The sequence below is a fragment of the Aeromonas enteropelogenes genome, assembly GCF_000819845.1.
Lineage (GTDB): Bacteria > Pseudomonadota > Gammaproteobacteria > Enterobacterales > Aeromonadaceae > Aeromonas > Aeromonas enteropelogenes.
This window is the reverse complement of sequence record NZ_CDCG01000012.1, coordinates 33,652-59,625: the sequence shown is the minus strand read 5'-3', so window position 1 is coordinate 59,625 and position 25,974 is coordinate 33,652. Positions and strand designations below refer to the sequence as shown.

Genomic DNA, 25,974 nt, shown 5'->3' with positions numbered 1-25,974 from the left:
CAGTTCGATCCCCGTCTCACCCAGACGGCGCTCCTGCTCGGCGCCAGCCCCTGGCGCACCTGGTGGCGGGTGAAGGGACCCTTGCTGGCCCGTCCGCTGCTTTTCTCGTTCGCGGTGGGAACGGCAGTGAGCCTCGCCCAATATCTGCCGACCCTGTTGTTTGGCGCAGGTCGAGTGGTCACCATCACCACGGAGGCGGTGGCCATCGGTAGCGGCCTCAACCGGCGGCTGGCCGGGCTCTACGGCCTGTTGCAACTGCTAGTGCCACTGGCAATCTATCTGCTGGCGCTCTGGCTGCCAGGTCGCCTCAACCCGGCGCTCAAGGGCGCCCGATAAACACGGGAACGTCTCGATGCTAAGCACCACGCCCCTTCACCTCTACCTTGGGCAAGATTCCTTGCTGTCGTTACCCGCGCTCGCCATCGCCCCCGGCGAGGTGCTGACCCTGATGGGCCCCAGTGGCTGCGGCAAGAGCTCGCTGCTGGCGGCGCTGGCGGGCGTCCTGCCCCCCAAGGGACCCCTTCGGCTGGAGGGGGAGATCCGGCTCGGTGAGCGACGGCTCCCCCCCCTGCCCCCGCAGGCGAGGCGCATCGGCATGCTGTTTCAGGATGACCTGCTGTTTGCCCACCTGACGGTGGCCGAGAACCTGATGTTCGGCATGCCCGCCTCCCTCAAGGGAAGCGGAGCCCGGCGGGCAAAAGCGCTGGAGGCCCTGGCACAGGTGGCGCTGGCGGATCATGCAGACAAGCTGCCGGGGTCGCTCTCCGGCGGCCAGAAGGCACGCGTCAGCCTGCTGCGGGCTCTGCTGGCCGAACCGCAAGCCCTGCTGCTGGACGAGCCCTTCTCCCGCCTCGACAAGCCGCTGCGGGCAGCATTTCGCGCCCTGGTGTTCGAGCAGATAAGGATGCTGGCGATCCCCGCCATCCTGGTCACTCACGATGAAGAGGATGCGCCCGGCACCATCCTTGACCTCACCCTTTCCATCCCTGTTTGCTGAGGATCCTGACCTTGTTCGATCGCTACCTCATCCCCGTTATTCGCAGCCCCCTCACCCGGCTGGCCAAGCCCTTGTGCCGCATGGGGATCAGCGCCAACCAGGTGAGTCTCACCGGCTTTGCCATCGGCATGCTGGCACTGCCGCTGCTGGCCTTTGACCTTTATCTCTGGGCACTGCTCGCCATCCTGCTCAATCGCATGCTGGACGGGCTGGATGGCGCCGTGGCACGGGAAACGGGGATCACCGACTGCGGCGGTTTTCTCGACATCACCCTCGACTTCATCTTCTACGCCGCCGTGGTGCTGGGGTTCGCCCTGAGCGACCCCGCCAACGCCCTGCCCGCCGCCACCCTGCTGTTTGCCTTCATGGGCACGGGCTCGAGCTTTCTCGCCTTCGCCATCATGGCAGGCAAGCGGGGGATCGATAACCCCGTCTATCACCACAAGTCGCTCTATTACCTCGGCGGCTTGACCGAGGGGAGCGAGACCATCGCCCTGTTCGTACTGATGTGTCTGTGGCCCGCCGGCTTTGCGTCACTCGCTTACGGCTTTGCCCTGCTCTGCCTCATCACCACCCTGACCCGGCTCTGGAGCGGCTACCATACCCTGCGTCAGGGAACAAAATAAGCGCCAGCCACACTGCACTGGCACTTGCGCATGGATGGCAATGTTTTACCATGTCGGCACTCTTTTTCAGGCTCATGAGAACCCTATGCGTCGCCTTGTCTGTCTACTCACTCTCTCCGTATTCCCCTTGATCGGCGGCTGCAGCAGCACGCCTGAAGCCAAGCCCGTGGTCAAACCCCAGCCCAATAGCGCCTTTATCAACCAGACGCCGCCGAGCAAGCCCGTCTATTCACAGGGGATCAGCAAGGGAGACTTCGCCAATCGCCCCAACGTGGACAGGTTCGTACAGCGGATGGTCGACAAGCATGGTTTTGACAGTGCCCAGCTCCATCAGCTGCTGGCCCAGGCCGAGCGTTATGACTGGATCATCCGTCTGATGGACGCCCAGGGGCCGAGCAGTAGCAAGCCCACAGGCCCGACCGGTGCCTGGAATCGCTACCGCGCCAAGTTCATCACCCCGGACAATGTGCAAAATGGCGTCGCGTTCTGGCGCGAATACGAGAGCGAGCTCAACCGCGCCCAGCAACTCTATGGAGTGCCGCCCGAGATCATCGTCGGCATCATCGGCGTGGAGACCCGCTGGGGTCGGGTGATGGGCAAGACCCGCATCCTGGATGCGCTGGCCACCCTGGCATTTGACTACCCGCGCCGGGCGGAATTTTTCACCGGCGAACTGGAATCCTTCCTGGTGATGACCCGGGATGAGGGGATGGACCCCACCGCGCCGACAGGTTCCTACGCAGGGGCCATGGGTTATGGCCAATTTATGCCGTCAAGCTTCCAGCGCTATGCGGTGGACTTCAACAACAATGGCCACACCAACCTCTGGGATCCGGTGGATGCCATCGGCAGCGTGGCCAACTACTTCAAGGCTCATGGCTGGGAGAAGGGGCAACCGGTGGCCGTGCGTGGTCAGGGCCAGATGCCCGGCTATGAACATGGTTTCCAGACCCGCTACCCCATCGCCTCCTTGCGTCGCGCCGGTCTCACCCCCACCAGCAGCCTTGGCAATCACAGCGAGGCGAGCTTGCTGCGTCTGGATGTCGGCACCGGCTACCAATACTGGTACGGACTGCCCAACTTCTACACCATCACCCGCTACAACCACAGCACCCACTACGCCATGGCGGTGTGGCAGCTGGGGCTGGCGGTCAAGAGCGCTCGCGGCGGATACTGATAGACCCGCCAAAAAGACAACCCGGCAAGGAGTGCCATGCCGGGTCTCGTATCTTCTCTACCTGAATACAAAGAGCAGCAGCGCCGGCAAGCCGGCGCTGTTTTTTTAGATTTTTCCCGCCGCAGCCAGCTCGTCCAGCATGACCACCAGGGTCGCGGGCTCGACCCGCTTGGTGTAGTCCACGTTGACGAAGTGATAAAGCACGGTGCCATCCTGGCCAATCACATAGGTGGCCGGCACCGGCAGGGTGAAGCTGTCATCCCCGTTGCTCGCCGGAATGTCGATGCCAAAACTCTCATAGATGGGGCGCAGCTCCTCGGCAAGCGTGAATACCAGTCCCAGGGAAGCCGACACCCGGTTGCTTTCGTCGCTGAGCACGGTGATCGCCAGCCCGTTGGCGGTGAGGGTATCCTGGGCCGAACTCGGTTTCTCCGGAGTCAGTCCGATGAGGTTGACGCCGCGAGCCCTGAACTCTGGCAGCACGGCGTTGAGGGCCTGCATCTCCAGATTGCAGTAGGGGCACCAACCACCGCGGTAGATATTGAGCACGACCGGCCCCTGCGCGAGGTAGTGGGAGAGCGGACGGGTCACCCCGTGCTGATCCGGCAGCGCGAAATCGGGGATCTGCGCGCCAGTGGTGAGTGCCCCCTGTTCGAGGGCGGTTTCCCTGAGCTGCTCGGTCGCCTGATCCATCACCGCCAGAATATGAGCCGGGACCTTGCTCTGCTTGATCTCGTCGTAGGCTTTGATTTTTTGTTCCAGAGTCTGCATGATTGTCATCCTTTTTGTAGTGGTCGCTACAATATCAATCAGGGGCCGGCAGTCGGTCAAGCTTATTTTGTAGCGACCACTAAAAAACAATCTCCTCACGGCAGGTGACACCATGGCAAGACCCGCATCATTTGACAGAGACAACATCCTGGACATCGCCCTCGACGCCTTCTGGGACACGGGATTCAGCAACACCGGCATAGCGGCGCTGGTCGAGAAGATGGGGCTCAAGCCCAGCAGCCTGTACGGGGCCTTCTCCTCCAAGGAGGGACTCTTCATCGAGGTGTTGCAGCGTTATTCTGCCAAGAGCCTGGAACAGATCCGCGCGCTGCTGGCGTCGGAGGATTCTCCCCTGGCTGGCGTGCGGGCGCTGCTCGATGCCGTGGCGCGGGATGCCATCGCCTGCGAGGCCCATCGCGGCTGCCTGCTGGTCAACACCTTGCTGGAGGTGGGGCGCCACCACGACACTATACAGGCGGCAGTCAGCGCGCACCTCGCCGAGGTCGAGCAACTGGTGACGCAGGCGCTGCAACAGGCACAGGCGCAGGGGGAACTGGCGCCGGATAGAGATGTGGCGGCGACCGCCTCCCTGCTGATGACCATGCTGTGGGGCTTGCGCGTGCTGGGACGCACCCATCCGGACCCCGACAAGGTTCAGACCGTGCTGGCACAGATGCAGGCCTGTCTGTAAGCCACTGACCGCCTGCCGCAGGCAGCACTCATCGTCTGCACAAACAAAAAAGAGGAGCCGTGATGGCTCCTCTTTCTCGTTGCATGTCGGCCCGGGGAATTCAGGCTCCGGCGTTAGGCCTTGCCTAGACGCCAGCCTTGGCCAGGGCCGCGGAGACGATCTGCTGGGCTTCCTGCTGGATAAGGTCCAGGTGCGCCTCGCCCTTGAAGCTCTCCATGTAGATCTTGTAGATGGACTCGGTGCCGGAGGGGCGCGCCGCGAACCAGCCGTTCTCGGTTACAACCTTCAAACCGCCGATGGCGGCGTCGTTGCCCGGCGCCTTGGTCAGCTTGGCGACGATGGGCTCGCCGGCAAGCGTTGAGGCTTCCACCAGTGCCGGATCCAGCTTGGAGAGCACTGCTTTCTGGGCGCTGTTGGCCGGTGCATCGATGCGGCGGTAGCTGGAGCGGCCGAACTTGGCCTCCAGCGCGTCGTAGTGCGCCTGGGGATCCTTGCCGGTGACGGCCAGAATTTCGGCAGCCAGCAGCGCCAGGATGAAGCCATCCTTATCGGTGGTCCAGACGGTGCCGTCCTTGCGCAGGAAGGAGGCACCCGCGCTCTCTTCGCCGCCAAAGCCGAACTCACCGCTGTAGAGACCATCCACGAACCACTTGAAGCCGACCGGCACCTCTTTCAGGGTGCGGCCAATCTCGCCGGCAACCCGGTCAATCATCGAGGAAGAGACCAGCGTCTTGCCGACTGCAGCATCCCTGGACCAGCCGGTTCTGTGGGTGAACAGATACTGGATGGCCACCGCCAGATAGTGGTTCGGGTTCATCAGGCCCGCCTTGGTGACGATGCCGTGACGGTCGTAATCGGGGTCGTTGCCAAGGGCGATGTCGAACTTGTCTTTGAGGGCAATCAGGCTGGCCATGGCGAACGGGCTGGAGCAGTCCATCCGGATCTTGCCGTCCTTGTCCAGGGTCATGAAGGAGAAGGTCGGATCGACGCGATAGTTGACCACTTCGATGTCGAGATCATAGGTCTTGGCGATGACGTCCCAGTAGGCGACGCCGGAGCCACCCAGGGGATCCACGCCAATCTTGATGCCAGCCTCCTTGATGGCTTCCAGGTCCAGCACGTTCTTCAGGTCATCCACATAGGGGGTGACATAGTCGTGTTCGACCACGAACGGGCTCTTGAGCGCATCGGCGAACGGCATGCGCTTCACGTCGGCCAGACCCGCTTCCAGAATCGCGTTGGCACGATCCTCCACCCACTTGGTGATCTCCCCTTCCGCGGGGCCGCCGTGGGGCGGGTTGTATTTGAAGCCACCGTCTTCCGGCGGGTTGTGGGACGGGGTGATCACCACGCCGTCGGCGCGCGCGGCAGGCTTGCCAGCATTGTGGCGCAGGATGGCGTGAGAGATGACCGGGGTCGGGGTAAAGCCGAGGCCGGCCTGAATGCGGGTCTCGACGCCGTTGGCCGCCAGCACTTCCACCGCACTGGCAAAAGCGGATTCGGAGAGAGCATGGGTGTCCATGCCGACAAACAGCGGGCCCGTGATACCGGCCTGCTGGCGGTACTCCACCAGCGCCTGGGTCACCGCCAGGATGTGGGATTCGGTAAAGGCGCTGTGCAAGGCGCTGCCACGATGGCCAGATGTACCGAAAGCCACGCGTTGTTCGGGGCGGCTCATGTCCGGCTTGTTGAGGTAGTAGGCGCTGACCAGACGAGGGATGTTGGTCAGATCACTTAAACGGGCCGGCTGACCGGCGTGAGCATGCTGAGCCATGGCGTTGTCCTTGCGTAATGGCGGCCTTGGTGACCAAGGCCTGAGTCTGATGAACCGTTAAATTGCGCCGCACACCTGTGCGATCACCTCGTCGTCATACCCCATGCTGCTCATCAGCTGGGCCACCATGTTCTGCTTGCGGCTGGTGTTGGTATTGGTGATCACCCAGAACGGGGTCTGTGGCACCGGCTTGGGCTTGGTGGTGCTGCCACTGGCACGCAGAGCGTCGGGATCCCGCGAAAAATAGACACGCTTGCGCCCCTTGATTTCGGTAGCCTGAGTGAACCCGGCCGGATCATCCCGGTAGAGGGTACTGAGCACCTGCATGAAGCGGTTGATGGACTTCTCTTCTTTTTGTAGCTCACCGGAATCGAGCAGCGCCTGCACCCCCTGGTTGCTGCGCGCAACAACGGGCTGCGGTGCCGTGACTGGTTCGGTCACGGGCGCCGTCACCTGGACAGGCTGTTCCAGCAGACGGCGCAGAATATCGGAGGCACTCTCGCCAATGTGCCGGGTCTGGCTGGCGATATAGAAGTAGAGATCGTCATCAAGCTCGATGGTTTTCATAGGGATGCGCTGGACTCGTCGAAATTCGGATGCGGCGATTATACATAGGCAGACCCGACAGCCCAAGCCAGGGGCTGGCAGATGTACATGAATCTCATCGAGAATACGGCATAATGGCGGGCCAAGTGTGTGATCGGCCGCACTGATAACCAATTCGGATGGGATTTTTTAGAAAAAAAACCACACAAAATCTCTATCCAGGATATGAAAAGCTTTTCTTTCCAGTGCGTTAAGCCATGTCACCATTCGAACTCATGAGCGGGAAGGTGTTATTTTGCAACATAATCACGAATTGAACTTCAAAGAGCAGGGCCAGGGGCCGGCCGTCATCCTGATCCACGGCCTGTTCGGCAGCCTCGACAACCTGGGATTGCTGGCTCGTGCCCTGAGTGAACACTATCGGGTCATCAGCGTCGATCTGCGCAACCACGGTGCCTCCTTCCACTCGGACATGATGGACTACCCTGCCCAGGCCGCCGATATCCTGGCACTGATGGATCAACTGGCCATCCCTGAGGCGACGCTCATCGGCCACTCCATGGGCGGCAAGGTGGGGATGCAGGTTGCCAAACTGGCTCCAGCGCGGGTCACCAAGCTGGTCGTTGCCGACATGGCACCGGTGGCCTACCCCCACTCCCGCCACCAGAATGTGTTTGCCGGCCTCAACGCCACGTTGGCCACGCCCCCACAAAGCCGCAGCGAAGCGGAAGCCCTGCTGGCCCAGTACATAGAGATCCCGGGCGTTCGCCAGTTCCTGCTCAAATCCTTTGCCAAAACCGAGGCGGGCTGGGGCTGGCGTTTCAACGTGCCGGCGCTGGAGCAAAACTACGCCAACATCATGGGCTGGCCCGAGGATAATCGCCGCTTCGAGGGGCCCGTGCTCTTCATCAAGGGGGGCGACTCGGACTATATGCAACCCCAGTACAGCGAGACGGCGCTTGCCCAGTTTCCGGCGGCAAAAGTGCGGGTCATTGCCGGAACCGGTCACTGGCTGCATGCGGAAAGGCCAGTTTTGTTCAACAAACTGGTTGTGGATTTCCTGTCGACAGGCGGTTAACAGTTTCAAATCCTTTGTGATATAGTGCGCCGGTCATAAGGAGTGTGCGCAATCCATGCTAAGTGAACATATCGACCTGATCGAAAGTTTGGGCCTGAAGTTATTCTTTGTGGCCATCTTCATATTGATTGGCCTTGCCATTCAGGACGTCCTTAAACGCGGCAACGTGCCCCGTTTCGGCCGTTTCATCGTCTGGTTGGTGCTGTTTCTGGGTTGCGCAGGTTTTGTCGCCAAGGGGCTGATTGAACTGGGCTGGGAAGGCTCAGGTCTCGGCTAACTTTTTTTCGTCTGTGATGTATGGCCAAACAGCAAACTGATCGAACAACACTGGATCTGTTCGCAAATGAGAAGCGCCCCGGCAGGCCAAAGACCAACCCACTCCCCCGCGAGACCCAGCTCAAGATCAACAAGCGTAACCAGCTTAAACGCGATCGGGAAAATGGGCTGAAGCGGGTAGAGTTAAAGGTGGAGGCCGAGTTGCTGGAGCGCCTGAACCAACTTGCGTTACAACAGAACATCAGCCGAGCCGAGCTGATCCAATCTATCCTGAAACAACAGATTGAGTCCGCCTATCCGGTGGACATTGCAGTCTGAGCGTTAAGCATTAACACCAAACACGGGTAACTAAACACTATGGCAAGTGTAGGTCTGTTTTTCGGCAGCGATACCGGTAATACCGAAGCTGTCGCCAAGATGATCCAGAAAGAACTGGGCAAGCAACTGATTGAAGTCCGTGACATCGCCAAGAGCAGCAAGGCCGACATCGAGAACTTCGATCTGCTGATGTTCGGTATCCCGACTTGGTACTACGGTGAAGCCCAGGCCGACTGGGATGACTTCTTCCCTGACTTGGGCGAAATCGACTTCAACAACAAGCTGGTCGCCATCTTCGGATGCGGCGATCAGGAAGACTATGCCGAATATTTCCTTGATGCCATGGGCACTCTGCGCGACATCGTCGAAGCCAAAGGCGCCATCATCATCGGCCACTGGCCGACTGCCGGTTACGAGTTTGAAGCCTCCAAGGCACTGGTAGACGACAAGCACTTCGTCGGTCTGGGTATCGACGAGGATCGCCAGCCGGAGCTGACTGCCGAGCGTGTCAAGGGCTGGTGCAAGCAGCTGCATGAAGAGATGTGCCTGGCTGAGCTGGAGTGATCCCGCCCCTGCATCTTCTCTGAACACAACAAGGGCCCCGACGGGGCCCTTGTTGTTTTTGTACAAACGTCATTCTGCGCCATTTCTGTGTTCCGGCCGTGCCCGAACGTAGAGGGTGCGCTTGACCTGAGCGACCAGCTCGCCCCGGCTGTCCTGCACCGTCACTTCAAACTCGGGGAAGTGCTTGTCCCCCGCAGCCGTTGCCGCCACGATCGATGCCAGTTTGCCCTCGGTCAGGGTGAACTCGGCCACCAGCTTGCCCTTGCCGGGCTTGATGTAATTGATGCTGCCCGCCTTGTCCCACACGTAGTAACGGTTCTTGAAGTGCCCCATCAGCATCAGTGGATAGATGGGGTCCGTCATGGCAAACATACTGCCACCGAACTGGGTGCGGTTGGCGTTCTTGTTCCACCAGCGGGACTTGAGGGTCACCCTGCAGTAGCGAAAATCATCGCTCAGGGTCTCTATCTTGATGCCGGCCCCCCAGAAAGGGGGCCAGGCATTGAGGGCACGGCGCACTCGCGCTGCCTTGTCAAAAAGCCAATCCATGGATCTCATCCGACCAGATATACAGAAGTTACATTTTATCAACATACAGGCTATCGACAAGCCGAACCTCACGATAGATTTTTTCGATACAGAGTGGGATCCTTGGCTAAACCCTTTGAATTAGCGGGTTTATTTTTGGGGATGCCGCCCTATAATGACAGGCCAAGCGAGTTCAAGGTTGCCATTCCCGCGGCAGTCCCTCAGAATAAACCCACCTTCGAGAATGCGAATAAGTAGAATATGGCAGACAACAACCAAGCGTTAAAAAAGGCCGGGCTCAAGATCACCTTGCCCCGAGTCAAAATTCTGGAAATCCTGCAACAGCCGGACTGCCAACACACCAGCGCCGAAGATCTCTATAAGCGACTTATCGATCTTGGCGAAGAGATCGGTCTTGCCACCGTCTACCGTGTTCTCAACCAGTTTGATGATGCCGGCATCGTCACCCGCCACCACTTCGAGGGGGGCAAATCTGTGTTCGAGCTGGCTACCCAGGAGCACCACGACCACCTGGTCTGCCTCGACTGTGGCAAGGTGATCGAGTTTTCCGACGAGGTGATCGAAGAGCGCCAGCGCGACATCGCCAAGAAGCACAACATTCGTCTCACCAACCACAGCCTCTACCTCTATGGTCACTGTGCTGCAGGCGAGTGCAAGCACGACGACTAATCCGCCAGACACACTGAATGACGGACAATAAAAAAGCCAGCTGATGCTGGCTTTTTTATTGTCGCGGACGAAGTGAATAGCCAAACAGAGGGCAGGGTCACCCCTACCCTGCTCACTTAGCCTTCTACCTTGCCCCAGGAGTCGCGCAGGGCCACGGTGCGGTTGAACACCAGGTGCTCCGGGCTGGAGAGCTTGTTGTCGGCGCAGAAGTAGCCTTCGCGCTCAAACTGGTAAGCCTGCTCCGGCTGGGCGTTCTTGAGGGAAGCCTCGACGCGGGCACCCTGAACGATCACCAGAGAGTCCGGGTTGAGTGCGGCTTCGAAGTCCTCTTCGGCACCCGGATTTGGCACCTTGAACAGGCGGTCATAGAGACGCACTTCGGCAGGCAGGGAGTGAGTGGCGCTGACCCAGTGGATCACCCCTTTCACCTTGCGGCCATCGGCCGGATCCTTGCCCAGGGTGTCGGCATCGTAAGAGCAGTAGATGCAGGTGACCTTGCCGTCGGCATCCTTCTCGACCCGTTCAGCCTTGATGACATAGGCGTTGCGCAGACGCACTTCCTTGCCCAGCACCAGACGCTTGAACTGCTTGTTGGCTTCCTCTTTGAAGTCAGCCTCGTCGATGAAGATCTCGCGGGTGAAATTCAGCTCGCGGGTACCCATCTCGGCCTTGCTCGGGTGAGCCGGCGCGGTCAGCACTTCGTCGGCCGCTAGGTTCTCGATGACGACCTTCACCGGATTCAGCACGGCCATGGCGCGCGGGGCATTCTCGTTGAGATCTTCGCGGATGCAGGCTTCCAGCATGCTCATCTCGACGATGTTGTCCTGCTTGGTCACACCGATGCGCTTGCAGAACTCGCGGATGGAGGCCGGGGTATAGCCACGGCGGCGCAGACCGGAGACGGTCAGCATGCGCGGATCATCCCAACCATCCACGTGCTTCTCGGTCACCAGCAGGTTCAGCTTGCGCTTGGACATGACGGTGTATTCGAGGTTCAGACGGGAGAACTCGTACTGACGCGGATGGCAGTCGATGGTGATGTTGTCCAGCACCCAGTCATAGAGACGACGGTTGTCCTGGAACTCCAGGGTACAGATGGAGTGGGTGATCCCCTCCAGGGCGTCCGAGATGCAGTGGGTGAAGTCGTACATCGGATAGATGCACCACTTGTCACCGGTCTGGTGGTGGTGGGCAAACTTGATGCGATAGATGACGGGGTCACGCATCACCATGAAGGGAGAGGCCATGTCGATCTTGGCGCGCAGGCAGGCGGTGCCTTCGGCAAACTCGCCGTTCTTCATCTTCTCGAACAGCGCCAGGTTCTCTTCCACGGAGCGATCGCGGAACGGGCTGTTCTTGCCCGGGGCGGTCAGGGTGCCGCGGTATTCGCGCATCTGCTCGGGGGTCAGCTCGTCCACATAGGCCAGCCCTTTTTCGATAAGCTCAACGGCATAGCCGTGCAGCTTGTCGAAATAGTCGGAGGAGTAGCAGATCTCGCCATTCCACTGGAAGCCCAGCCACTGCACGTCCTGCTTGATGGACTCGACATACTCGATGTCTTCTTTGACCGGGTTGGTGTCATCGAAACGCAGGTTGCACTGGCCCTGGTAGTCACGGGCGATGCCAAAGTTCAGGCAGATGGACTTGGCGTGGCCGATGTGAAGATAACCGTTCGGCTCGGGCGGAAAACGGGTATGCACGCGGTCGTGCTTACCACTGGCCAGATCCTCATCAATGATCTGACGGATAAAGTTAGTTGGGCTGTTCGCCTGACTCATGGCTCACCTCAAAAAAGCGTCACTGGCGGAAGTTGTGCCGGCTGGCACCCTCATCCCCCCGCCGTCAAGCCAGATATGATCCCTCATTACGCGCCCTGCCTCAACCTGAATTTGGCCGTTCCATGCCATTGACGCGCCAAAAATAGCGCCCAGGGGAAGAACTCCAGCAAAAAGCACAAAAAAAGCCCCGCACGAGGCGGGGCAGAAGGTGATGAAAAACAGACAATACACACAACAAAGGCTCACACGCATAGTCAACCTTTCCCAAGACCGATGACCACCGGTCTTGGGAAAGGCGGGTCTTGCGACCCACCTTGCGTTATGGATTGAGCGCTATCAGTTCAGCTCGGTCACACGGCTGGTACGCTTGCCATCGAAGCTGACAGTGCGCAGGTAGACCTTGCCGGTCACGCTCGGCTTGGCTGCAGCGTCGTAGGCAGTCCAGGTGGTGCCATCCAGGCTGTACTGGATGGGCAGGCCCGGCAGATCCACGTTCGCTTCCAGCACACCGTTCACCACCTTGGCGCCCGGTACGGAGAGGCGGTATTCGACACCGGCCTGATCGAGCTTGGGCAGTACGCGCTGACCCAGTAGGTTGGCAAACTGGTTCCACTCTTTGTTCAGAGTGGCCTTGTTGACGTGCTTGGTCTCACCGGAGAACTCGCGGCCCTTCACGTAATCCAGCTCGAAGCCACCCTTGTGCCAGGCACGCTCGGCCACGGAGAAGACACGGGGGTAAACCATGTACTCATACTGGGCGTCGGTGCGCACGGTTTCGCTCCACTGCTGACCGGAGATACCCTTGAACTTGACCGGCTCCTGGTCACCCTTGGCCACGAAGGCGTTGCCGTCGCGGTCAACCGAGGTCTCGGCGTTCTGCGGCAGGTTTTCCGGGGCGAAGGCGAACACCTTGCGGGTGTCGTTGAAACGGGTTGCCCAGTAGTAGCCACGCTCGGCCGGATGCACCTCGTTCGGGAAGTCGAAGTAGAGGTAATCCGGGTTGGAGAGCACCACGTCATAACCGTTGTGAGCCCACTTCATCGCTTCGTTGAAGCCACCCCAGTAGAGGGTCTCCCAGAAGTTGACACGGGTCTTGTCGGTGGCGAACACGCTGGCATCCTTGGCGTACTTCAGACCATCTTCCCACGCCTGCAGGGTGGAGAAGCCGTGGCCCTTGACCATCTCGCTCACTTCCTTGGCGAAGTAGACCGGCAGCTCGGCCACGTCCTTGATCTTGCCATCCTCGATCATCTTCTGGCACATGGGGGACTTGCCAAACGGCTTGTCCTGCTTGCTCCAGTCGGTATTGCCGCGCCAACCCACCAGCTCTTCCGGTTTGGTGACGTTCGGGTCTTGATAACCACCACCCAGCATGATGTTCTTCGCTTCGTCACCACCGTAGTGCCAAGCGGTAAGCGGCTGGCCAGCGGCCTCGTGCATCTTGGCCACTTCATCCATCACCTTGGCCACGAAGGTGGCGGCACCCGGCTGGCAGGGGTTGATGAAGGACATCTTGTCGTAGAACTGCACCGAGGTGACGTTGGAGGTATCCGCCGGGTCAGTCAGACGGAACTGGTTAGCTTCGGCCTCTTTGCCTTCTGCCATCAGACGCTTGTAGCGTGCCTCCATGGAAACCACGGCGGCACGGGCGTGGGCCGGCATGTTGATCTCGGGGATCACGGTCACGCCGCGAGCCTTGGCATAACGCACCAGCTCGACGTAGTCTGCCTTGCTGTAGAAACCGGTACCCATGTTGTCGCTGGTCGGGCCGGAGCCGAGCTGCGGCAGCAGGCACTGGGTCTCGGAGAGATCGTGGCAACGCTTGCTGCCGACATCGGTCAACTCCGGCAGGCCCGGGATCTCGATACGCCAGCCTTCATCGTTGGTCAGCCCCAGGTGCAGCACGTTGAGCTTGGTGGCGGACATCTGGTCAACCAGCTTCTTCATGGTGTCCAGGCTGCGGAAGTGACGGGCCACGTCGGTCTGCATGCCACGGTATTCGAAGCGCGGCGCATCCTCGACACTCATCGGGGAGACCAGCTTGTCATCGACGCCCAGCAGGGAGACCAGGGATTGCGCGCCCCAGAAGGCACCCGCAATGTCATGGCCCTGGATGACGGTGCCCTTCTGGCCGATGGTCATGTCGTAGCCTTCGGCCTGCTTGACCTTGCTGCCAAGTTTGATGGTCACTGGATAGCCGGTGTCGGAGAGGGTAACACCCAGCTTGGTCAGTTGAGCCTTCAGGGTCTCGGCGCGATCGGTCGGCAGATCAAGGGCGTTGAGCTTGATGGTGGAGAAGTCGACCTGCGGACCGGCTTTCACTACCTGCTTCATCGGGGTCGGCAGGATCTGGTTGTCGATCTTGCCCGCCGGCAGCAGGGTGCTGGTCTGGTTGGCAGCAAAACGGGTCTCGCTGTTCATCAGGATGTTGTTGTCATCCTTGGTGCGCTTCCAGCCATCGGCCGGCATCGGCTTCTCGTAGGTGGTGGCATCATTGATGTTGCTCATGCTGGCCAGCACTTTCGGCTCGGCCCCTTCGCTGGCCACATACCAGTTCGGCATGATGTCAGATTCGAACAATACCCAGTACTCCACGACCAGCGGCACTTCCACGGTCGCATCCTTGGCAAACCCCTGGAACTTCTCGGTCGGCGTCAAACGATAGAGGTCGCCAGTGAGGTGGGTAATGGTGAACTGGTCGTTGTCCACCCGCTGGATGCGGCGGATGGAGGAGACATAGAGGCTCCAGTCCTTGGAGGTCACATCGGCACCGGTGTTGGTCAGGTGCAGCTTGGCAACGCCACAGCTCGCCCACTCGGAGCCCAGCGCCTGGCAATCGAGACCGGCACCGTCGTTGGTGACCACTTCATACTTGACCACCAGGTTATTGGCGAGGGAGTCGACCACGGCTTGCTTGGCGGCATCGGCTGCCTGTACCTGGGTGGCAAAAACGGTAGACATGGCAATGGCTAACAGAGAATGTTTCAAGTTCATAACTGCTGCTCTCATTTGAAGTAAAGGTTGGAATTTCTTGGCTTTTTTTATATTGGGCCCCTAAGCGGGGCCCTTAGTTATGTCAACAATGGACTTAGACTTGAGGCGAGCTTGGCGCCCGATTAACGCAGGGCCTTCATCTCACCGGCGATGATTTCGGCCAATGGGCCCAGAATCACCTGCAGGTTCTGCTCACCGAGCTTGACCACACCGGCCGCGCCCAGGGCTTTGAGCTTGCGCTCGTCAACGATGCTGCGATCTTTCAGGGTCAGACGCAGACGGGTGATGCAGGCATCGATGGTGACCAGGTTGTCATGACCACCCAGCACTTCCAGGTACTGCTTGGCCAGTTCGGTACGGTCGGTAGTCTGAGCAACCGCCGGAGCGCTCTCCTCTTCCTCTTCACGACCCGGGGTCTTCAGATTCAGCTTGGCGATGACGGCGCGGAAGACCACGTAGTACAGACCGAAGAACACCAGACCCTGAGCAATCAGCATGTACCAGTTGGTCGCCAGCGGGTTGCGGCTGGAGAGCACCATATCCACCAGACCGGCACTGAAGCCGAAACCGGCCATCCAGTGCATGGAGGCGGCGATGAACACGGAGATACCGGTCAGCACGGCGTGGATGACATACAGCACCGGCGCCACGAACATGAAGGAGAACTCGAGCGGCTCGGTTACACCAGTGAAGAAGGAGGCGAAAGCGGCGGCGATCATGATGGACGCAACTTTCTCTTTGTTCTCTTTCTTGGCGGAGTGGTAGATAGCCAGCGCGGCACCCGGCAGACCGAACATCATGATGGGGAAGAAGCCAGCCTGGTACATACCGACCACGCCTTTCACCTGATCCAGGCTCTTGCCAGCGGCCAGCGCGGCATCGATGGTAGCCTGACCACCCAGGAAGTTCGGGATGTCGTTGATACCGGCCACGTTGAACCAGAACACGGAGTTCAGGGCGTGGTGCAGACCGATCGGGATCAGCAGACGGTTGAAGAAGGCGTAGATACCGGCGCCAGTGGAGCCCAGGCTCACGATGGACTCACCGAAACCGACCAGACCGCCATAGATGGCAGGCCATACGGCCATCAGGATGAAGGATACGATGATCATCACCACTGAGGTCACGATCGGCACCAGACGACGGCCGGAGAAGAAGGAGAGTGCCTTGTGCAGCTCGACGCTGCTGAAGCGGTTATACAGCTCAGCGGCGATAACACCACACAGGATACCCACGAACTGGTTGTTGATCTTGCCAAACGCGGCCGGAACTTCTTCCAGCGGGATGCTCTTGATCTGGGCAACCGCGCCCGGGCTCAGAAGGGTGGTCACTACCAGGAAACCGACCAGACCGGCCAGTGCGGCAGAACCGTCTTTATCTTTGGACATACCATAGGCGACACCGACCGCAAACAGCACGGACATGTTGTCGATAATGGCGGCGCCCGCCTTGATCAGGAAGGCAGCCAGCGCGCTGTCACCACCCCAACCATTCGGGTCAATCCAGTAGCCAACCCCCATCAGGATCGCAGCGGCAGGCAACACCGCTACCGGCACCATCAGGGCACGGCCGATCTTTTGTAAATAACCGAGAATGTTCACGGTTCCTCTCCTTAGTTAATGTATTTCTAGAAATTAAGTGCTTATCACGTTTGACGCATAAGCCATCAAGGCTTGATTGGCAGTCTAGGGGTTTTATTTCGCTGCGCAAATTAATAAACCGATAATCGTGATCATTATCACCCAAACAAGATAAAGGTAGCGGATAGATGTGGCTTAGTTCGCAATCTTTATTTACGCTATAAAACAACTTGAATCCATCTTAGCCCATTGCCACCGTCCAAGCGGTCGCAAACCGACACCGAGGAATCCAACATGCGTCTGATCCCGTTGAAATCTGCCAGCCAAGTCGGCCTCTGGTCAGCCCGTTACATCGTTGACCGTATCAATGCGTTCAAGCCGACCGCTGATCGTCCCTTCGTGCTCGGTCTGCCCACCGGCGGTACCCCGCTCAACACCTACAAGCGCCTGATCGAACTGCACAAGGCCGGTGAAGTGAGCTTCGAGCACGTGGTCACCTTCAACATGGACGAGTACGTGGGCCTGCCGGAAGATCATCCGGAGAGCTACCACAGCTTCATGTACAACAACTTCTTCAACCACGTGGACATTCGCCCGGAAAACATCAACATCCTCAACGGCAACGCCGAGGATCTGGTCGCCGAATGCAAGCGTTACGAGGACAAGATCAAGTCCTACGGCAAGATCCACCTGTTCATGGGCGGCGTGGGCAATGACGGCCACATCGCGTTCAACGAGCCGGCCTCCTCCCTCTCCTCCCGCACCCGGGTCAAGACCCTGACCGAAGACACCCGCATCGCCAACTCCCGCTTCTTCGGCGGCGACACCGAGCAGGTGCCCAAGCTGGCGCTGACCGTGGGCGTCGGTACCCTGATGGATGCCGAAGAGATCATGATCCTGGTGACCGGCCACAGCAAGGCGCTGGCCCTGCAGGCCGCCGTGGAAGGCAGCGTCAACCACATGTGGACCATCTCCACCCTGCAACTGCACCCGAAAGGCATGATGGTATGTGACGAGCCCTCCACCATGGAGCTCAAGGTCAAGACGGTGCGTTACTTCCAACAGCTGGAAGCCGCCAACATCGGCCGCCTGTAAGGAGTGAACATGTACGCATTGACCAACTGCACCCTCTACACCGGCAGCTGTGTGCTGACCGGTTACGGGGTCGTCATCGAGGGCGACAAGATTGTCGCCATCTCCCATCTGGATGAGTTGCCCGAGGGGATCGAGCGATTCGATCTTGAAGGCGCCAACCTGACCGCCGGTTTCATCGACGTCCAGCTCAACGGCTGTGGCGGCGTGATGTTCAACACCGACATCAAGGTGGAGACCCTGGCCATCATGCAAGCGGCCAACCTCAAATCCGGTACCACCAGCTTCCTGCCGACCCTGATCACCAGTCCGGATGCAGACATGAAGCAGGCCGTCGCCGTCACTCGCGACTACATGGCGGCGCACCCCAACGAGGTGCTTGGGGTACATCTGGAAGGCCCTTACACCAATCTCAAGCGCAAGGGGATCCATCCTGCCGCCCAGATCCGCCAGCCGGCGGACGAGATGATCGACTTCTTCTGTGCCAACGCCGATGCCATCGCCAAGATCACCCTGGCCCCCGAGCGCAACGATCCGGCCCATATCCGCCGTCTGGTGGAAGCCGGCATCCTGGTCTCCGCCGGCCACACCGCCGCCAGTTACGATCAGGCGATGGCGGGCTTTGACAATGGCATCCGCTTTGCCACCCACCTCTACAACGCCATGACCCCGACCCTGAACGGCCGCGAGCCTGGCGTGGTCGGTGCCATCTACGATCGCAAGGATGTCTACACCGGCGTCATCGTCGACGGTCACCACGTGCACTACGCCAACGTGCGCCTGGCCCACAAGATCCTCGGCGAGCGACTGGTGCTGGTCACCGATGCCACCGCGGCGGCAGGCGCGCCGGAAGGCTTTGAGAAATTTGATTTTTGTGGCACGACCGTGTTTTTACGCGATGGTCAGTGCATTGACGAGAATGGTACACTCGGCGGCTCTTCCCTCACCATGATTGAAGGGGTGGAGAATCTGGTCAAACAGGTCGGATTACCGCTTGATGAAGCACTGAGAATGGCCAGCCTCTACCCGGCGCGCGCCATTGGATGGGACTCACGTCTCGGTAGTATCCAGGTCGGCAAGATTGCCAACCTCACTGTATTCGATCAGGACTTCACGGTCCGCGGGACCGTGGTTAACGGACACTACACACAACAGTGACATCATGACTGGCGGACAAATAGCAAACGTAGATCTTATCAAGCAGGTCAACAGTGCGGCCGTGTATCGGCTCATCGACCTGCAAGGGCCCATCTCCCGGGTCAAAATTGCCGAACTGAGTCACCTGGCCCCGGCCAGCGTGACCAAGATCACCCGGCAACTGATCGAGCATGGCCTGATCAAGGAGACCTCGCCGCAAGCCTCCACCGGCGGACGGCGTGCCATCTCCCTGACCACCATCAAGCATCGCTTTCAATTTGTCTCTGCCAAGCTGGGCCGTGGCTACCTGCACCTGAGTCTCTATGATCTCGATGGCAAGGAGCTCGACCAGCACATCACCCAGGTGGCCGAGATCGACCAGCAACCCGTGGTCGACATGCTGTTGCGGGAGATTGGCGCCTTTATCGATGCCAACAGCGAACGCAGCCGCAATCTCATCAGCATCGCGCTGACCATGCCGGGTCTGGTCAATCCCGAATCCGGCATGGTCATCTACACCCCCAAGTACCAGATCCGCAACCTGCCGCTGGCCAAGCTCCTGGAGAACCACTTCAACCTGCCCTGTTACGTGGGCAACGACACCCGCTCCCTGGCGCTGGCCGAACACTTCTTCGGCGAGTCCCGCGACTGCATGGACTCGATCCTGGTGAGCGTGCACCAAGGGACGGGGTCGGGGATCATCACCAAGGGGCAGGTGTTCTTAGGCCAGAACCGCAACGTGGGCGAGATCGGCCACATCCAGGTCGAACCCCTCGGCAAGCGCTGCCACTGCGGCAACTTCGGCTGCCTCGAGACCATTGCCTCCAACGAGGCCATCGTCGACAAGGTGAAGGAGCTCATCAGCCGTGGCCACCAGAGCTCGCTGCAGGAGAAACACATCACCATCCAGGAGGTGTGCAAGGCTGCGCAAGCGGGGGATGAACTGGCTCACAGCGTGATCGAGAACGTGGGGGAGCATCTGGGGCGGGCGGTGGCCATCACGGTCAACCTGTTCAACCCGCAGAAGGTACTGATCGCCGGCGAAATCACCGCCGCCGAAGAGATCCTGTTCCCGGCCATCCGCCGCTGCGTCGAGCACCAGTCGCTGCCAAGCTTCCACCGTGGCCTGCCCATCGTGAAGGCGCGCTTCCAGAACCAGCCCACCATCGGTGGCTTTGCCCTGGTGAAACGGGCCCTGCTGGAAGGAGATCTGCTGCAGATCATCATGGAGCAGAAGTAGCCCTGGCGACGCAAGGTACATAATGACAAACGGCAGCCCGAGGGCTGCCGTTTTGTTTTGCTTGTTTGCCTGGAGTTAGGCTCCTACCCCGCCCGGCACGGCTTGAACAGGTCCAGCGCTCCGTTGTAGACCTTGGTCTGCACATCCATGATCCCCAGCATCGAGTGGAACAGGTTGTCGTGGGAGAAGCGCTTGTTGCCCGCCTCCTGCTGCAGACAATCCATGTTTAGCTGACGATCCGTCTGCAACTGGGGAGAGAACCAGGTCAGCAGCGGTACCCGGGTCTGATCATCCGGCGCGAACTTGTAGGGCGTACCGTGCAGATAGAGGCCCATGGCACCGAGGGATTCGCCATGATCCGAGAGGTAGACCAGCCCTACGTTGTACTTACTCTCCAAAGATTTCAGCTTGTCGATGAGCCGGGCCACCACCTTGTCGGTGTAACGGATGGTGTTGTCATAGGTGTTCACCAGCTCTTCATTGGTGCAGTTTTCGATGTCGCTGCGCGGGCAGTCCGGCACGAAGGTACGCTCGCTGGCGGGATAGCGACGGAAATAAGTCGGTCCATGGCTGCCCATCAGGTGAAACGCCACCAGCTTGTTGCCCTTCATGGCGGCGATCTGCTGATCCAATCCTTCCAGCAGCACCTCGTCATAGCAGGAGCCACCTTTGCAAAGGGCCGGATAATCCCTGGGGGCTATTTCTATGGTCGGCACATTGCGGCACACCCCTTTGCAGCCCCCGTCATTCTCTTTCCAGAGCACGGAGACACCGGCATGTTGCAGCACATCGAGCAACCCATCACGGGAGCCGGCCAGCTGATCATCGTAGCCGCGGCGGGTCAGGTTGGAGAACATGCAGGGCACCGAGACAGCCGTCGCCGTGCCGCATGAACGCACATCCCGAAACGACACTATCCCCGCCTCTTTCGCGGTAAAGCTGTTGGTCGCCTTGGCATAACCGTTGAGGGAGTAATTCTGGCTGCGCGCCGTCTCCCCCACGACCAGGAACATCAACGTCGGCTTGGCATCCTTGGCGATCAGCTTGGCATCGGTGCCGATCTGCTGGTAGGGGATCGGAGTCGCGAAGACCACATCACGGGCATATTTGTAGAGCCCGTTAACATAGTTGGCGGGCACTATCTCCTTGCCAAGGGACTTGTTGTTGCGCCCGACCGAGGCGTAATCCTGGTAATAGAGGGCGGCTATGCTGCCCACCACCAGCAGGGAGAGCGCCAGCGAACCGGCGCGCAGCGCCAGTCCCTTGTACCAGGTGGCGGGATAGCGGATCTTCAGCGACCAGAGCCCCAGGGTCGGCAGTATGCCGGTCAGCAAAAACCAGAGAGCGACCGACCCGTTCAGATAGGAGGTGGCTTCCCTACTGTTGGTCTCCACTATGTTTTGCATCATGCCGGCATCGAAGACAACGCCATATTTGAGCATGGCGTAGCTGACGATGGAGCCGGTCAGGATCAGCAGGGTAAAGAAGGGTTTGAGGACAAAGCGGAAGGTAAAGGGAATAAAGACGGCATTGAGCGCCGCTACCAACACCAGGGGAATGGAGAGTACGAATCCGGTTTTGACATGCTCCAGACCGCTGAGCACCTTGTAGAAATGCAAAAAGATCGGCCAGTTCAGCACCAGCGCAAAAAACAGTACCAGCAGCAAATTCGCCTTCAGCACACCGAGCGCAATACGCATTAACAACTCCTAGCGAACGGGTCAGCCTGTGATTGACCCGGATTAACTGACTAAAACCATGGCGTCAGACTAATCGGCGAAACTTAAGAGTGAATTAAGAGAGAAAGAGGTCACAACCTGACCCTTCTCCAGGGGGGCTAAACGGATTTTTAGTTGTCTATCCATCGGATTTTGCTAGCTTGTTTGAGAGGCATTCAAGAAATGCAGGCGTTCCAATGGCACTGATCCAGGTTTCGATAGAACAGTTGAAGGTAGGCCACTTCATCCATCTGCCAACCGGATGGACCAACCACCCTTTTATGTTTAATACCTTCAAGATCAAAGACCAGCAGCAACTCGACATCATTCGCCACCTCGATCTCCACCTTCTGATGGTTGACCCGGACAAGAGCGATCTCCCCGTCGAACCCTTGCTGCGCGGGGATGTCCCGGATGCAGGCCCCGATCTTGACGAGCTGGATGCCACAGAAGAGCCGACCGATGCCGGCCCTCCCCCCTTCGATGAGAAAGCCTTTCGCCGCTCCATGCGCGCCGCCGACAAGGCCTTTGGCCAGTCGATGTCGGAGCTTCGCGACGCCCTGGGTGCCCTCAACCTCAAACCCGACGAAGGCTTGGCCAACGCCGCCCAGCTGGTGCGCAATACCGCCGCCCGTCTGAGCGAACACGAAGGCCCCCTCGGCCTGCATCTGATCCGCAGCCCCCATACCGATGTTCTGTTGCAGCACAGCCTCAACGTCGCCTTCATCGCCATGCTGATGGGACGCGAGCTGGGAATGAACCCGGTCGCACTGGAAGAGGCGGGGCTGGCAGGACTTATCCACGACATCGGCGAGCTGAAGGTGCCGACCCAGATCACCTTGAAGCGGGGAGAATTGAACAAGGCCGAGCAGAACTTTCTCAACATGCATCCCCAATACGGACTGGACATGCTGACCCAGCTCAACGCCTTCGAGCCGAAGATCCGCCAGGTGGCTCACCTGCATCACGAGCGACTCGATGGTAGCGGATATCCACTGGGGCTCAAGGGAGGGGATATACCACCGCTGGCCCGTCTCATCGGGCTGGTGGACTATTATGACGAGCTGCTTCACCCCCGCAGCAGCGCCAGTGCCGCCGCACCGAGCCAGGCCATCAGCCAGCTCTACAAGCTGTCCCAGAAAAAATTTGACCAGAATCTGGTCAAATTGCTGATCAAGGTCCTGGGGGTGTATCCACCGGGTTCACTGGTCAAAATGTCTGACGACAGCATAGGGCTGGTGCTCTCCACCGAGCCCACCATGCCCCTCAAACCCAAGTTGCTCCCCTATATCAAGGCCCAGCGCCCGGAAGCCGTCACCATGATCGATCTGCGGGAAGACGAGCGCACCATCACGGGCTGTATCAGACAGGAGGATCTGGATGAGGGGCAGCGCCAGTTTTTCAATCTGACTCGCCGCTTCTGTTATTACTTCGCTTTTTGAGTTATCCCCAGAAGCTGGGGATAACTCATTGGACAAACCGGAATAATCACTCGAATACCCACCGGAAAGTTGCCATCCGGCCATGTATAAAAAACGCCCAGCCAGTGGCCGGGCGGAGCATGCTACCTCCATGTAGCCTATCCAGCGGATAGATTTATGCTCCATCCACCAATAGCAACCCCGGCTCGCTTACACAAATATCAATTTAACATGCTGATTTAATATGGTTTTATCCGCACGTTCTGGCAAACTGGCGGCCCGCGTCGCAAAATTGGCCCCCCAGAACAAGATCCTGATCACACTTGTTCAGGTGCTGGCTGTTTTTTAACCTTTCCCTTGAGGAGCGTTTTTTATGCAGTTGGTTCTCTCCTTGCTGCAACAGATGAGCGTCAGCCTGGTGATCGCCTATCTCTTCTCAAAAAGCCCTCTGCTGCGCCCGCTGGCCAACTACTCCGTCAGACTCCCACACAAGATACTGATATATATCATTTTTTCTGCTTTCTGCATCCTTGGCACCTATGTGGGCCTCGATATCGATGATGCCATCGCCAATACCCGGGCGGTCGGCGCCGTGCTGGGGGGCCTGCTGGGGGGGCCGCTGGTAGGCTTTCTGGTGGGACTGACCGGGGGATTGCACCGCTATACCCTGGGGGGATTTACCGATCTGGCCTGCGCCATCTCCACCACCTGCGAGGGGCTGCTGGGCGGTCTGGTGCACTGGCGCTTGATGCGATCCGGCCGGATGGGCGCACTGTTTGAACCCAAGGTTGCCTTCTTCACCACCCTTTACGCCGAAATGCTGCAGATGGTCATCATCTTGCTGGTGGCCGCCCCCTTCGACAAGGCGCTGCTGCTGGTGCGCACCATCGCTACCCCGATGATCCTGGCCAACTCCTGCGGGGCGGCGCTCTTCATCAGCATGATCCGCGACCAGCAATTGATGTACGAGAAGTTTTCCCGGGTCTTCTCCGCCAAGGCGCTCAACATCGCCAACCGCACCGTGGGGATCATGAGCCAGGGCTTCACCCCGGAGGCGAGCAGTAAAATCGCCAAAATTATTCAGGAAGAGACCGGGGTCGGCGCCGTCGCCATCACGGACACCGACAAGATCCTCGCCTTTATCGGGATCGGGGAGGATCACCACAAGCCGGGTACCCCCATCACCTCGGCCACCACCATGGAGGCCATTGCCCAGAACAAGGTGCTGTTTGCCGATGGCAACAGCCAGCCCTACCGCTGCAGCATCTCGCCCCAGTGCCAGCTCGGCTCTGTGCTGGTGATCCCGCTGCAGGGGGACAAGGGGGTGATCGGCACCATCAAGCTCTACGAGCCGAAGAAGCGGCTGTTCCTCAAGATCAACCACACCCTGGGCGAGGGGATTGCCAACCTGCTGTCGCAACAGCTGCTGGCCGGTCGGCTGGAGCAGCAACAGCGGCTGCTGGTGCAGTCCGAGCTGAAGCTTATCCAGGCCCAGATTAACCCCCATTTCCTGTTCAACACCCTCAACACCATCAGTGCCATCACCCGGCGGGATCCGGACAAGGCGCGCGAGCTATTGCTGCACCTATCTCTGTTCTTTCGCAAGAACCTCAAGCGCCACAGCGGTCTCAGCACCCTGCAGGAGGAGCAGGAGCACTGTCAGTCCTATCTGGAGATTGAACTCGCCCGCTTTGGTGATCGCCTGACGGTGATCAACGAGATCCCGGCCCACCTGGCCAACCTGCAGCTGCCGAGCTTCACTCTGCAGCCGCTGATTGAAAATGCTATCAAGCACGGCATCTCGACCCTGCTGGAGCAGGGGCGGATCCGCCTCTATACCGAGGAGCACGCCGACCGCGTGACCATCCACGTCGAGGACAACGCCGGCACCTGGCAACCCCAGCCGGCTGGCGATGGCCTGGGCATGACCATAGTGGACAGGCGCCTCAAGAGCGCCTTTGGCGAGCGCTACGGGGTGAGCGTTGCGTGCGAACCGGAGCAGTGGACCCGGGTCTCCTGCACCATTCCCAAAGTGGCGCCCTGATGCAGGCCGTTATCTCTGTCCTGGCGTCAACAGGATATAGCGCCGGCCCTGTGCCCGACCCCATGCACCCATTCATGTTTGATAGGAGGAAATCATGATCCGCGCCCTGCTTGTCGATGACGAGCCCTACGCCCGTGAAGAGCTGGCCCAGCAATTGGCCGGCTATCCCGACATCGAGATCCTGGGCACGGCGGCCAACGCCATCGAGGCGCTGCCGCTTATCCAGCAGCTCAAGCCACAAGTGGTGTTTCTCGATATCCAGATGCCCAAGCTCAGCGGCATGGAGCTGGTGGCCATGCTCTATCCCCTACCCCGCATCGTGTTTGTCACCGCCTTCGACGAGTACGCCATCCAGGCGTTCGAGGAGAATGCCTTCGACTACCTGCTCAAACCGGTGGAACCCGCCCGGCTGGCCAAGACCATCGCCCGCCTGCGCCAGGACATCAGCCCGCAACCGATTGAGAAGCTGGCCCCCGCCATTCACCACATTCCGGGTTATCTGCACAACCGGGTGCGCCTCTTGCCCATCAATCAGGTGGAGTATGCCTTCTCCGATCTCGGCGGCGTCCATGTGGCTTGCCAGGGTGAGTTGTTTCATACCCAGCTCACCCTCAAATCCCTGGAAGAGAAGAGCCCGCTGCTGCGTTGTCACCGCCAGTATCTGATCGCCCCCGAGGCCATCTTCGAGATCCAGCTGCTGGAAAACCAGCTGGCGGAAATAGTCACGCCGAGCGGCGCCCGGGTGCCGGTGAGCCGCCGCTACCTCAAGGAGTTGAAGGATAGGCTGGGTCTGGAGTAAGGCCGTTTGTGTGCGCCTGATCACAGGCGCCAACCACTCGCAGCGCCATGGCGCCGCTCGCCTCGTTTCCACTGCCGGCAGCGCCCATCCCCGCTAGACTGCTCATGCACATCAAAGAATAACAATGCAGGAGCG

Annotated in this window: 23 protein-coding genes and 1 pseudogene; 16 read left to right on the top strand and 8 right to left on the bottom strand. The window is 59.5% G+C overall.

Annotated features, from left to right (window positions below; genetic code table 11):
* The 4 genes and pseudogenes from BN1123_RS04615 to mltB all read left to right on the top strand — a co-directional run.
* Positions 1–336: pseudogene (locus BN1123_RS04615) on the top strand (ABC transporter permease subunit); the annotation flags it as partial.
* Positions 337–352: 16 nt separating this feature from the next.
* Positions 353–997, top strand: a complete 645-nt coding sequence (locus tag BN1123_RS04610) for an ATP-binding cassette domain-containing protein (protein WP_042025612.1) — start codon at positions 353–355, stop codon at positions 995–997.
* A gap of 11 nt (positions 998–1,008) precedes the next feature.
* Positions 1,009–1,623: a CDP-alcohol phosphatidyltransferase family protein gene (locus tag BN1123_RS04605; RefSeq protein WP_026457892.1), complete on the top strand. Its 615-nt coding sequence runs from the start codon at positions 1,009–1,011 to the stop codon at positions 1,621–1,623.
* Between the two features lie 85 nt (positions 1,624–1,708).
* Positions 1,709–2,800 carry a lytic murein transglycosylase B gene (gene mltB, locus BN1123_RS04600; protein WP_042025611.1) on the top strand — a complete coding sequence of 364 codons (1,092 nt, stop codon included), beginning with the start codon at positions 1,709–1,711 and terminating at the stop codon, positions 2,798–2,800.
* Positions 2,801–2,905: 105 nt separating this feature from the next.
* On the opposite strand, the gene BN1123_RS04595 is transcribed toward mltB, so the two are convergent.
* Entirely contained in the window at positions 2,906–3,571 is a 666-nt protein-coding gene (locus BN1123_RS04595; RefSeq protein WP_042025610.1) for a peroxiredoxin-like family protein, read from the bottom strand.
* Positions 3,572–3,683: 112 nt separating this feature from the next.
* Between BN1123_RS04595 and BN1123_RS04590 the strand changes: the two genes are divergently transcribed.
* Positions 3,684–4,262 carry a TetR/AcrR family transcriptional regulator gene (locus BN1123_RS04590; protein WP_042025609.1) on the top strand — a complete coding sequence of 193 codons (579 nt, stop codon included), beginning with the start codon at positions 3,684–3,686 and terminating at the stop codon, positions 4,260–4,262.
* 124 nt (positions 4,263–4,386) lie between these two features.
* Here the strand turns inward: BN1123_RS04590 and pgm are convergent, their stop codons facing one another.
* Together pgm and seqA are read right to left on the bottom strand one after the other, a co-directional pair.
* Positions 4,387–6,036 carry a phosphoglucomutase (alpha-D-glucose-1,6-bisphosphate-dependent) gene (pgm, locus tag BN1123_RS04585; protein WP_042025608.1) on the bottom strand — a complete coding sequence of 550 codons (1,650 nt, stop codon included), beginning with the start codon at positions 6,034–6,036 and terminating at the stop codon, positions 4,387–4,389.
* A gap of 57 nt (positions 6,037–6,093) precedes the next feature.
* Complete coding sequence (gene seqA, locus BN1123_RS04580; RefSeq protein WP_042025607.1) at positions 6,094–6,603, bottom strand: replication initiation negative regulator SeqA; 510 nt, start codon at positions 6,601–6,603, stop codon at positions 6,094–6,096.
* Between the two features lie 274 nt (positions 6,604–6,877).
* Here seqA and BN1123_RS04575 point away from each other — a divergent pair, with 274 nt between their 5' ends.
* The 4 genes from BN1123_RS04575 to fldA are packed head-to-tail and all read left to right on the top strand — an operon-like array spanning position 6,878 to position 8,818.
* Positions 6,878–7,660, top strand: a complete 783-nt coding sequence (locus BN1123_RS04575) for an alpha/beta fold hydrolase (RefSeq protein WP_082037470.1) — start codon at positions 6,878–6,880, stop codon at positions 7,658–7,660.
* A 55-nt stretch (positions 7,661–7,715) separates the two neighbouring features.
* A complete protein-coding gene (locus BN1123_RS04570) occupies positions 7,716–7,937 on the top strand; it encodes a DUF2788 domain-containing protein (protein WP_005334296.1) in 222 nt (73 codons plus the stop codon).
* Positions 7,938–7,957: 20 nt separating this feature from the next.
* Positions 7,958–8,254, top strand: a complete 297-nt coding sequence (gene ybfE / locus BN1123_RS04565; protein ID WP_026457523.1) for a LexA regulated protein — start codon at positions 7,958–7,960, stop codon at positions 8,252–8,254.
* Between the two features lie 39 nt (positions 8,255–8,293).
* A complete protein-coding gene (fldA, locus tag BN1123_RS04560; RefSeq protein ID WP_026457522.1) occupies positions 8,294–8,818 on the top strand; it encodes a flavodoxin FldA in 525 nt (174 codons plus the stop codon).
* A 69-nt stretch (positions 8,819–8,887) separates the two neighbouring features.
* Here the strand turns inward: fldA and BN1123_RS04555 are convergent, their stop codons facing one another.
* Complete coding sequence (locus BN1123_RS04555) at positions 8,888–9,367, bottom strand: DUF4442 domain-containing protein (RefSeq protein ID WP_026457521.1); 480 nt, start codon at positions 9,365–9,367, stop codon at positions 8,888–8,890.
* A gap of 240 nt (positions 9,368–9,607) precedes the next feature.
* Between BN1123_RS04555 and fur the strand changes: the two genes are divergently transcribed.
* Entirely contained in the window at positions 9,608–10,036 is a 429-nt protein-coding gene (fur, locus tag BN1123_RS04550; protein ID WP_026457520.1) for a ferric iron uptake transcriptional regulator, read from the top strand.
* A 116-nt stretch (positions 10,037–10,152) separates the two neighbouring features.
* Here fur and glnS read toward each other — a convergent pair whose 3' ends face one another.
* From glnS to nagE, 3 genes are all read right to left on the bottom strand, one after another.
* Positions 10,153–11,814: a glutamine--tRNA ligase gene (gene glnS / locus BN1123_RS04545; RefSeq protein ID WP_026457718.1), complete on the bottom strand. Its 1,662-nt coding sequence runs from the start codon at positions 11,812–11,814 to the stop codon at positions 10,153–10,155.
* Positions 11,815–12,150: 336 nt separating this feature from the next.
* On the bottom strand, positions 12,151–14,808 hold the full coding sequence (locus BN1123_RS04535) for a beta-N-acetylhexosaminidase (protein ID WP_042025602.1): 2,658 nt from the start codon (positions 14,806–14,808) through the stop codon (positions 12,151–12,153).
* A gap of 122 nt (positions 14,809–14,930) precedes the next feature.
* Positions 14,931–16,409: an N-acetylglucosamine-specific PTS transporter subunit IIBC gene (gene nagE, locus BN1123_RS04530; protein ID WP_042025599.1), complete on the bottom strand. Its 1,479-nt coding sequence runs from the start codon at positions 16,407–16,409 to the stop codon at positions 14,931–14,933.
* A 273-nt stretch (positions 16,410–16,682) separates the two neighbouring features.
* Between nagE and nagB the strand changes: the two genes are divergently transcribed.
* From nagB to nagC, 3 genes are read left to right on the top strand one after another with little or no spacing between them, the layout of a single operon-like run.
* Complete coding sequence (gene nagB, locus BN1123_RS04525) at positions 16,683–17,483, top strand: glucosamine-6-phosphate deaminase (protein ID WP_026457909.1); 801 nt, start codon at positions 16,683–16,685, stop codon at positions 17,481–17,483.
* 9 nt (positions 17,484–17,492) lie between these two features.
* Positions 17,493–18,638, top strand: a complete 1,146-nt coding sequence (nagA, locus tag BN1123_RS04520) for an N-acetylglucosamine-6-phosphate deacetylase (protein WP_026457908.1) — start codon at positions 17,493–17,495, stop codon at positions 18,636–18,638.
* 4 nt (positions 18,639–18,642) lie between these two features.
* A complete protein-coding gene (nagC, locus tag BN1123_RS04515; RefSeq protein WP_042025596.1) occupies positions 18,643–19,857 on the top strand; it encodes a DNA-binding transcriptional regulator NagC in 1,215 nt (404 codons plus the stop codon).
* An 83-nt stretch (positions 19,858–19,940) separates the two neighbouring features.
* On the opposite strand, the gene BN1123_RS04510 is transcribed toward nagC, so the two are convergent.
* Positions 19,941–21,557, bottom strand: coding sequence for a phosphoethanolamine transferase (locus BN1123_RS04510; protein WP_042025595.1), 1,617 nt, complete (start codon positions 21,555–21,557; stop codon positions 19,941–19,943).
* Positions 21,558–21,772: 215 nt separating this feature from the next.
* Here BN1123_RS04510 and BN1123_RS04505 point away from each other — a divergent pair, with 215 nt between their 5' ends.
* From BN1123_RS04505 to btsR, 3 genes are all read left to right on the top strand, one after another.
* Positions 21,773–23,017 (top strand): cyclic di-GMP phosphodiesterase, encoded by a 1,245-nt coding sequence (locus tag BN1123_RS04505; RefSeq protein WP_042025594.1) that lies wholly within the window; start codon positions 21,773–21,775, stop codon positions 23,015–23,017.
* Positions 23,018–23,369: 352 nt separating this feature from the next.
* Positions 23,370–25,040 (top strand): sensor histidine kinase, encoded by a 1,671-nt coding sequence (locus BN1123_RS04500; RefSeq protein ID WP_042025593.1) that lies wholly within the window; start codon positions 23,370–23,372, stop codon positions 25,038–25,040.
* Between the two features lie 94 nt (positions 25,041–25,134).
* The gene (gene btsR, locus BN1123_RS04495) at positions 25,135–25,839 is read left to right on the top strand and encodes a two-component system response regulator BtsR (RefSeq protein ID WP_042025592.1); all 705 of its coding nucleotides are present in this window, start codon (positions 25,135–25,137) and stop codon (positions 25,837–25,839) included.
* Positions 25,840–25,974 lie beyond the last annotated feature (135 nt).

Coding starts and splice junctions, on each gene's coding strand:
- BN1123_RS04610 (WP_042025612.1), top strand. CDS start 353: ATGCTAAGCACCACGCCCCTTCACCTCTACCTTGGGCAAGATTCCTTG.
- mltB (WP_042025611.1), top strand. CDS start 1,709: ATGCGTCGCCTTGTCTGTCTACTCACTCTCTCCGTATTCCCCTTGATC.
- BN1123_RS04595 (WP_042025610.1), bottom strand. CDS start 3,571: ATGCAGACTCTGGAACAAAAAATCAAAGCCTACGACGAGATCAAGCAG.
- BN1123_RS04590 (WP_042025609.1), top strand. CDS start 3,684: ATGGCAAGACCCGCATCATTTGACAGAGACAACATCCTGGACATCGCC.
- pgm (WP_042025608.1), bottom strand. CDS start 6,036: ATGGCTCAGCATGCTCACGCCGGTCAGCCGGCCCGTTTAAGTGATCTG.
- seqA (WP_042025607.1), bottom strand. CDS start 6,603: ATGAAAACCATCGAGCTTGATGACGATCTCTACTTCTATATCGCCAGC.
- BN1123_RS04570 (WP_005334296.1), top strand. CDS start 7,716: ATGCTAAGTGAACATATCGACCTGATCGAAAGTTTGGGCCTGAAGTTA.
- ybfE (WP_026457523.1), top strand. CDS start 7,958: ATGGCCAAACAGCAAACTGATCGAACAACACTGGATCTGTTCGCAAAT.
- fldA (WP_026457522.1), top strand. CDS start 8,294: ATGGCAAGTGTAGGTCTGTTTTTCGGCAGCGATACCGGTAATACCGAA.
- BN1123_RS04555 (WP_026457521.1), bottom strand. CDS start 9,367: ATGGATTGGCTTTTTGACAAGGCAGCGCGAGTGCGCCGTGCCCTCAAT.
- fur (WP_026457520.1), top strand. CDS start 9,608: ATGGCAGACAACAACCAAGCGTTAAAAAAGGCCGGGCTCAAGATCACC.
- glnS (WP_026457718.1), bottom strand. CDS start 11,814: ATGAGTCAGGCGAACAGCCCAACTAACTTTATCCGTCAGATCATTGAT.
- BN1123_RS04535 (WP_042025602.1), bottom strand. CDS start 14,808: ATGAACTTGAAACATTCTCTGTTAGCCATTGCCATGTCTACCGTTTTT.
- nagB (WP_026457909.1), top strand. CDS start 16,683: ATGCGTCTGATCCCGTTGAAATCTGCCAGCCAAGTCGGCCTCTGGTCA.
- nagA (WP_026457908.1), top strand. CDS start 17,493: ATGTACGCATTGACCAACTGCACCCTCTACACCGGCAGCTGTGTGCTG.
- nagC (WP_042025596.1), top strand. CDS start 18,643: ATGACTGGCGGACAAATAGCAAACGTAGATCTTATCAAGCAGGTCAAC.
- BN1123_RS04510 (WP_042025595.1), bottom strand. CDS start 21,557: ATGCGTATTGCGCTCGGTGTGCTGAAGGCGAATTTGCTGCTGGTACTG.
- BN1123_RS04505 (WP_042025594.1), top strand. CDS start 21,773: ATGGCACTGATCCAGGTTTCGATAGAACAGTTGAAGGTAGGCCACTTC.
- BN1123_RS04500 (WP_042025593.1), top strand. CDS start 23,370: ATGCAGTTGGTTCTCTCCTTGCTGCAACAGATGAGCGTCAGCCTGGTG.
- btsR (WP_042025592.1), top strand. CDS start 25,135: ATGATCCGCGCCCTGCTTGTCGATGACGAGCCCTACGCCCGTGAAGAG.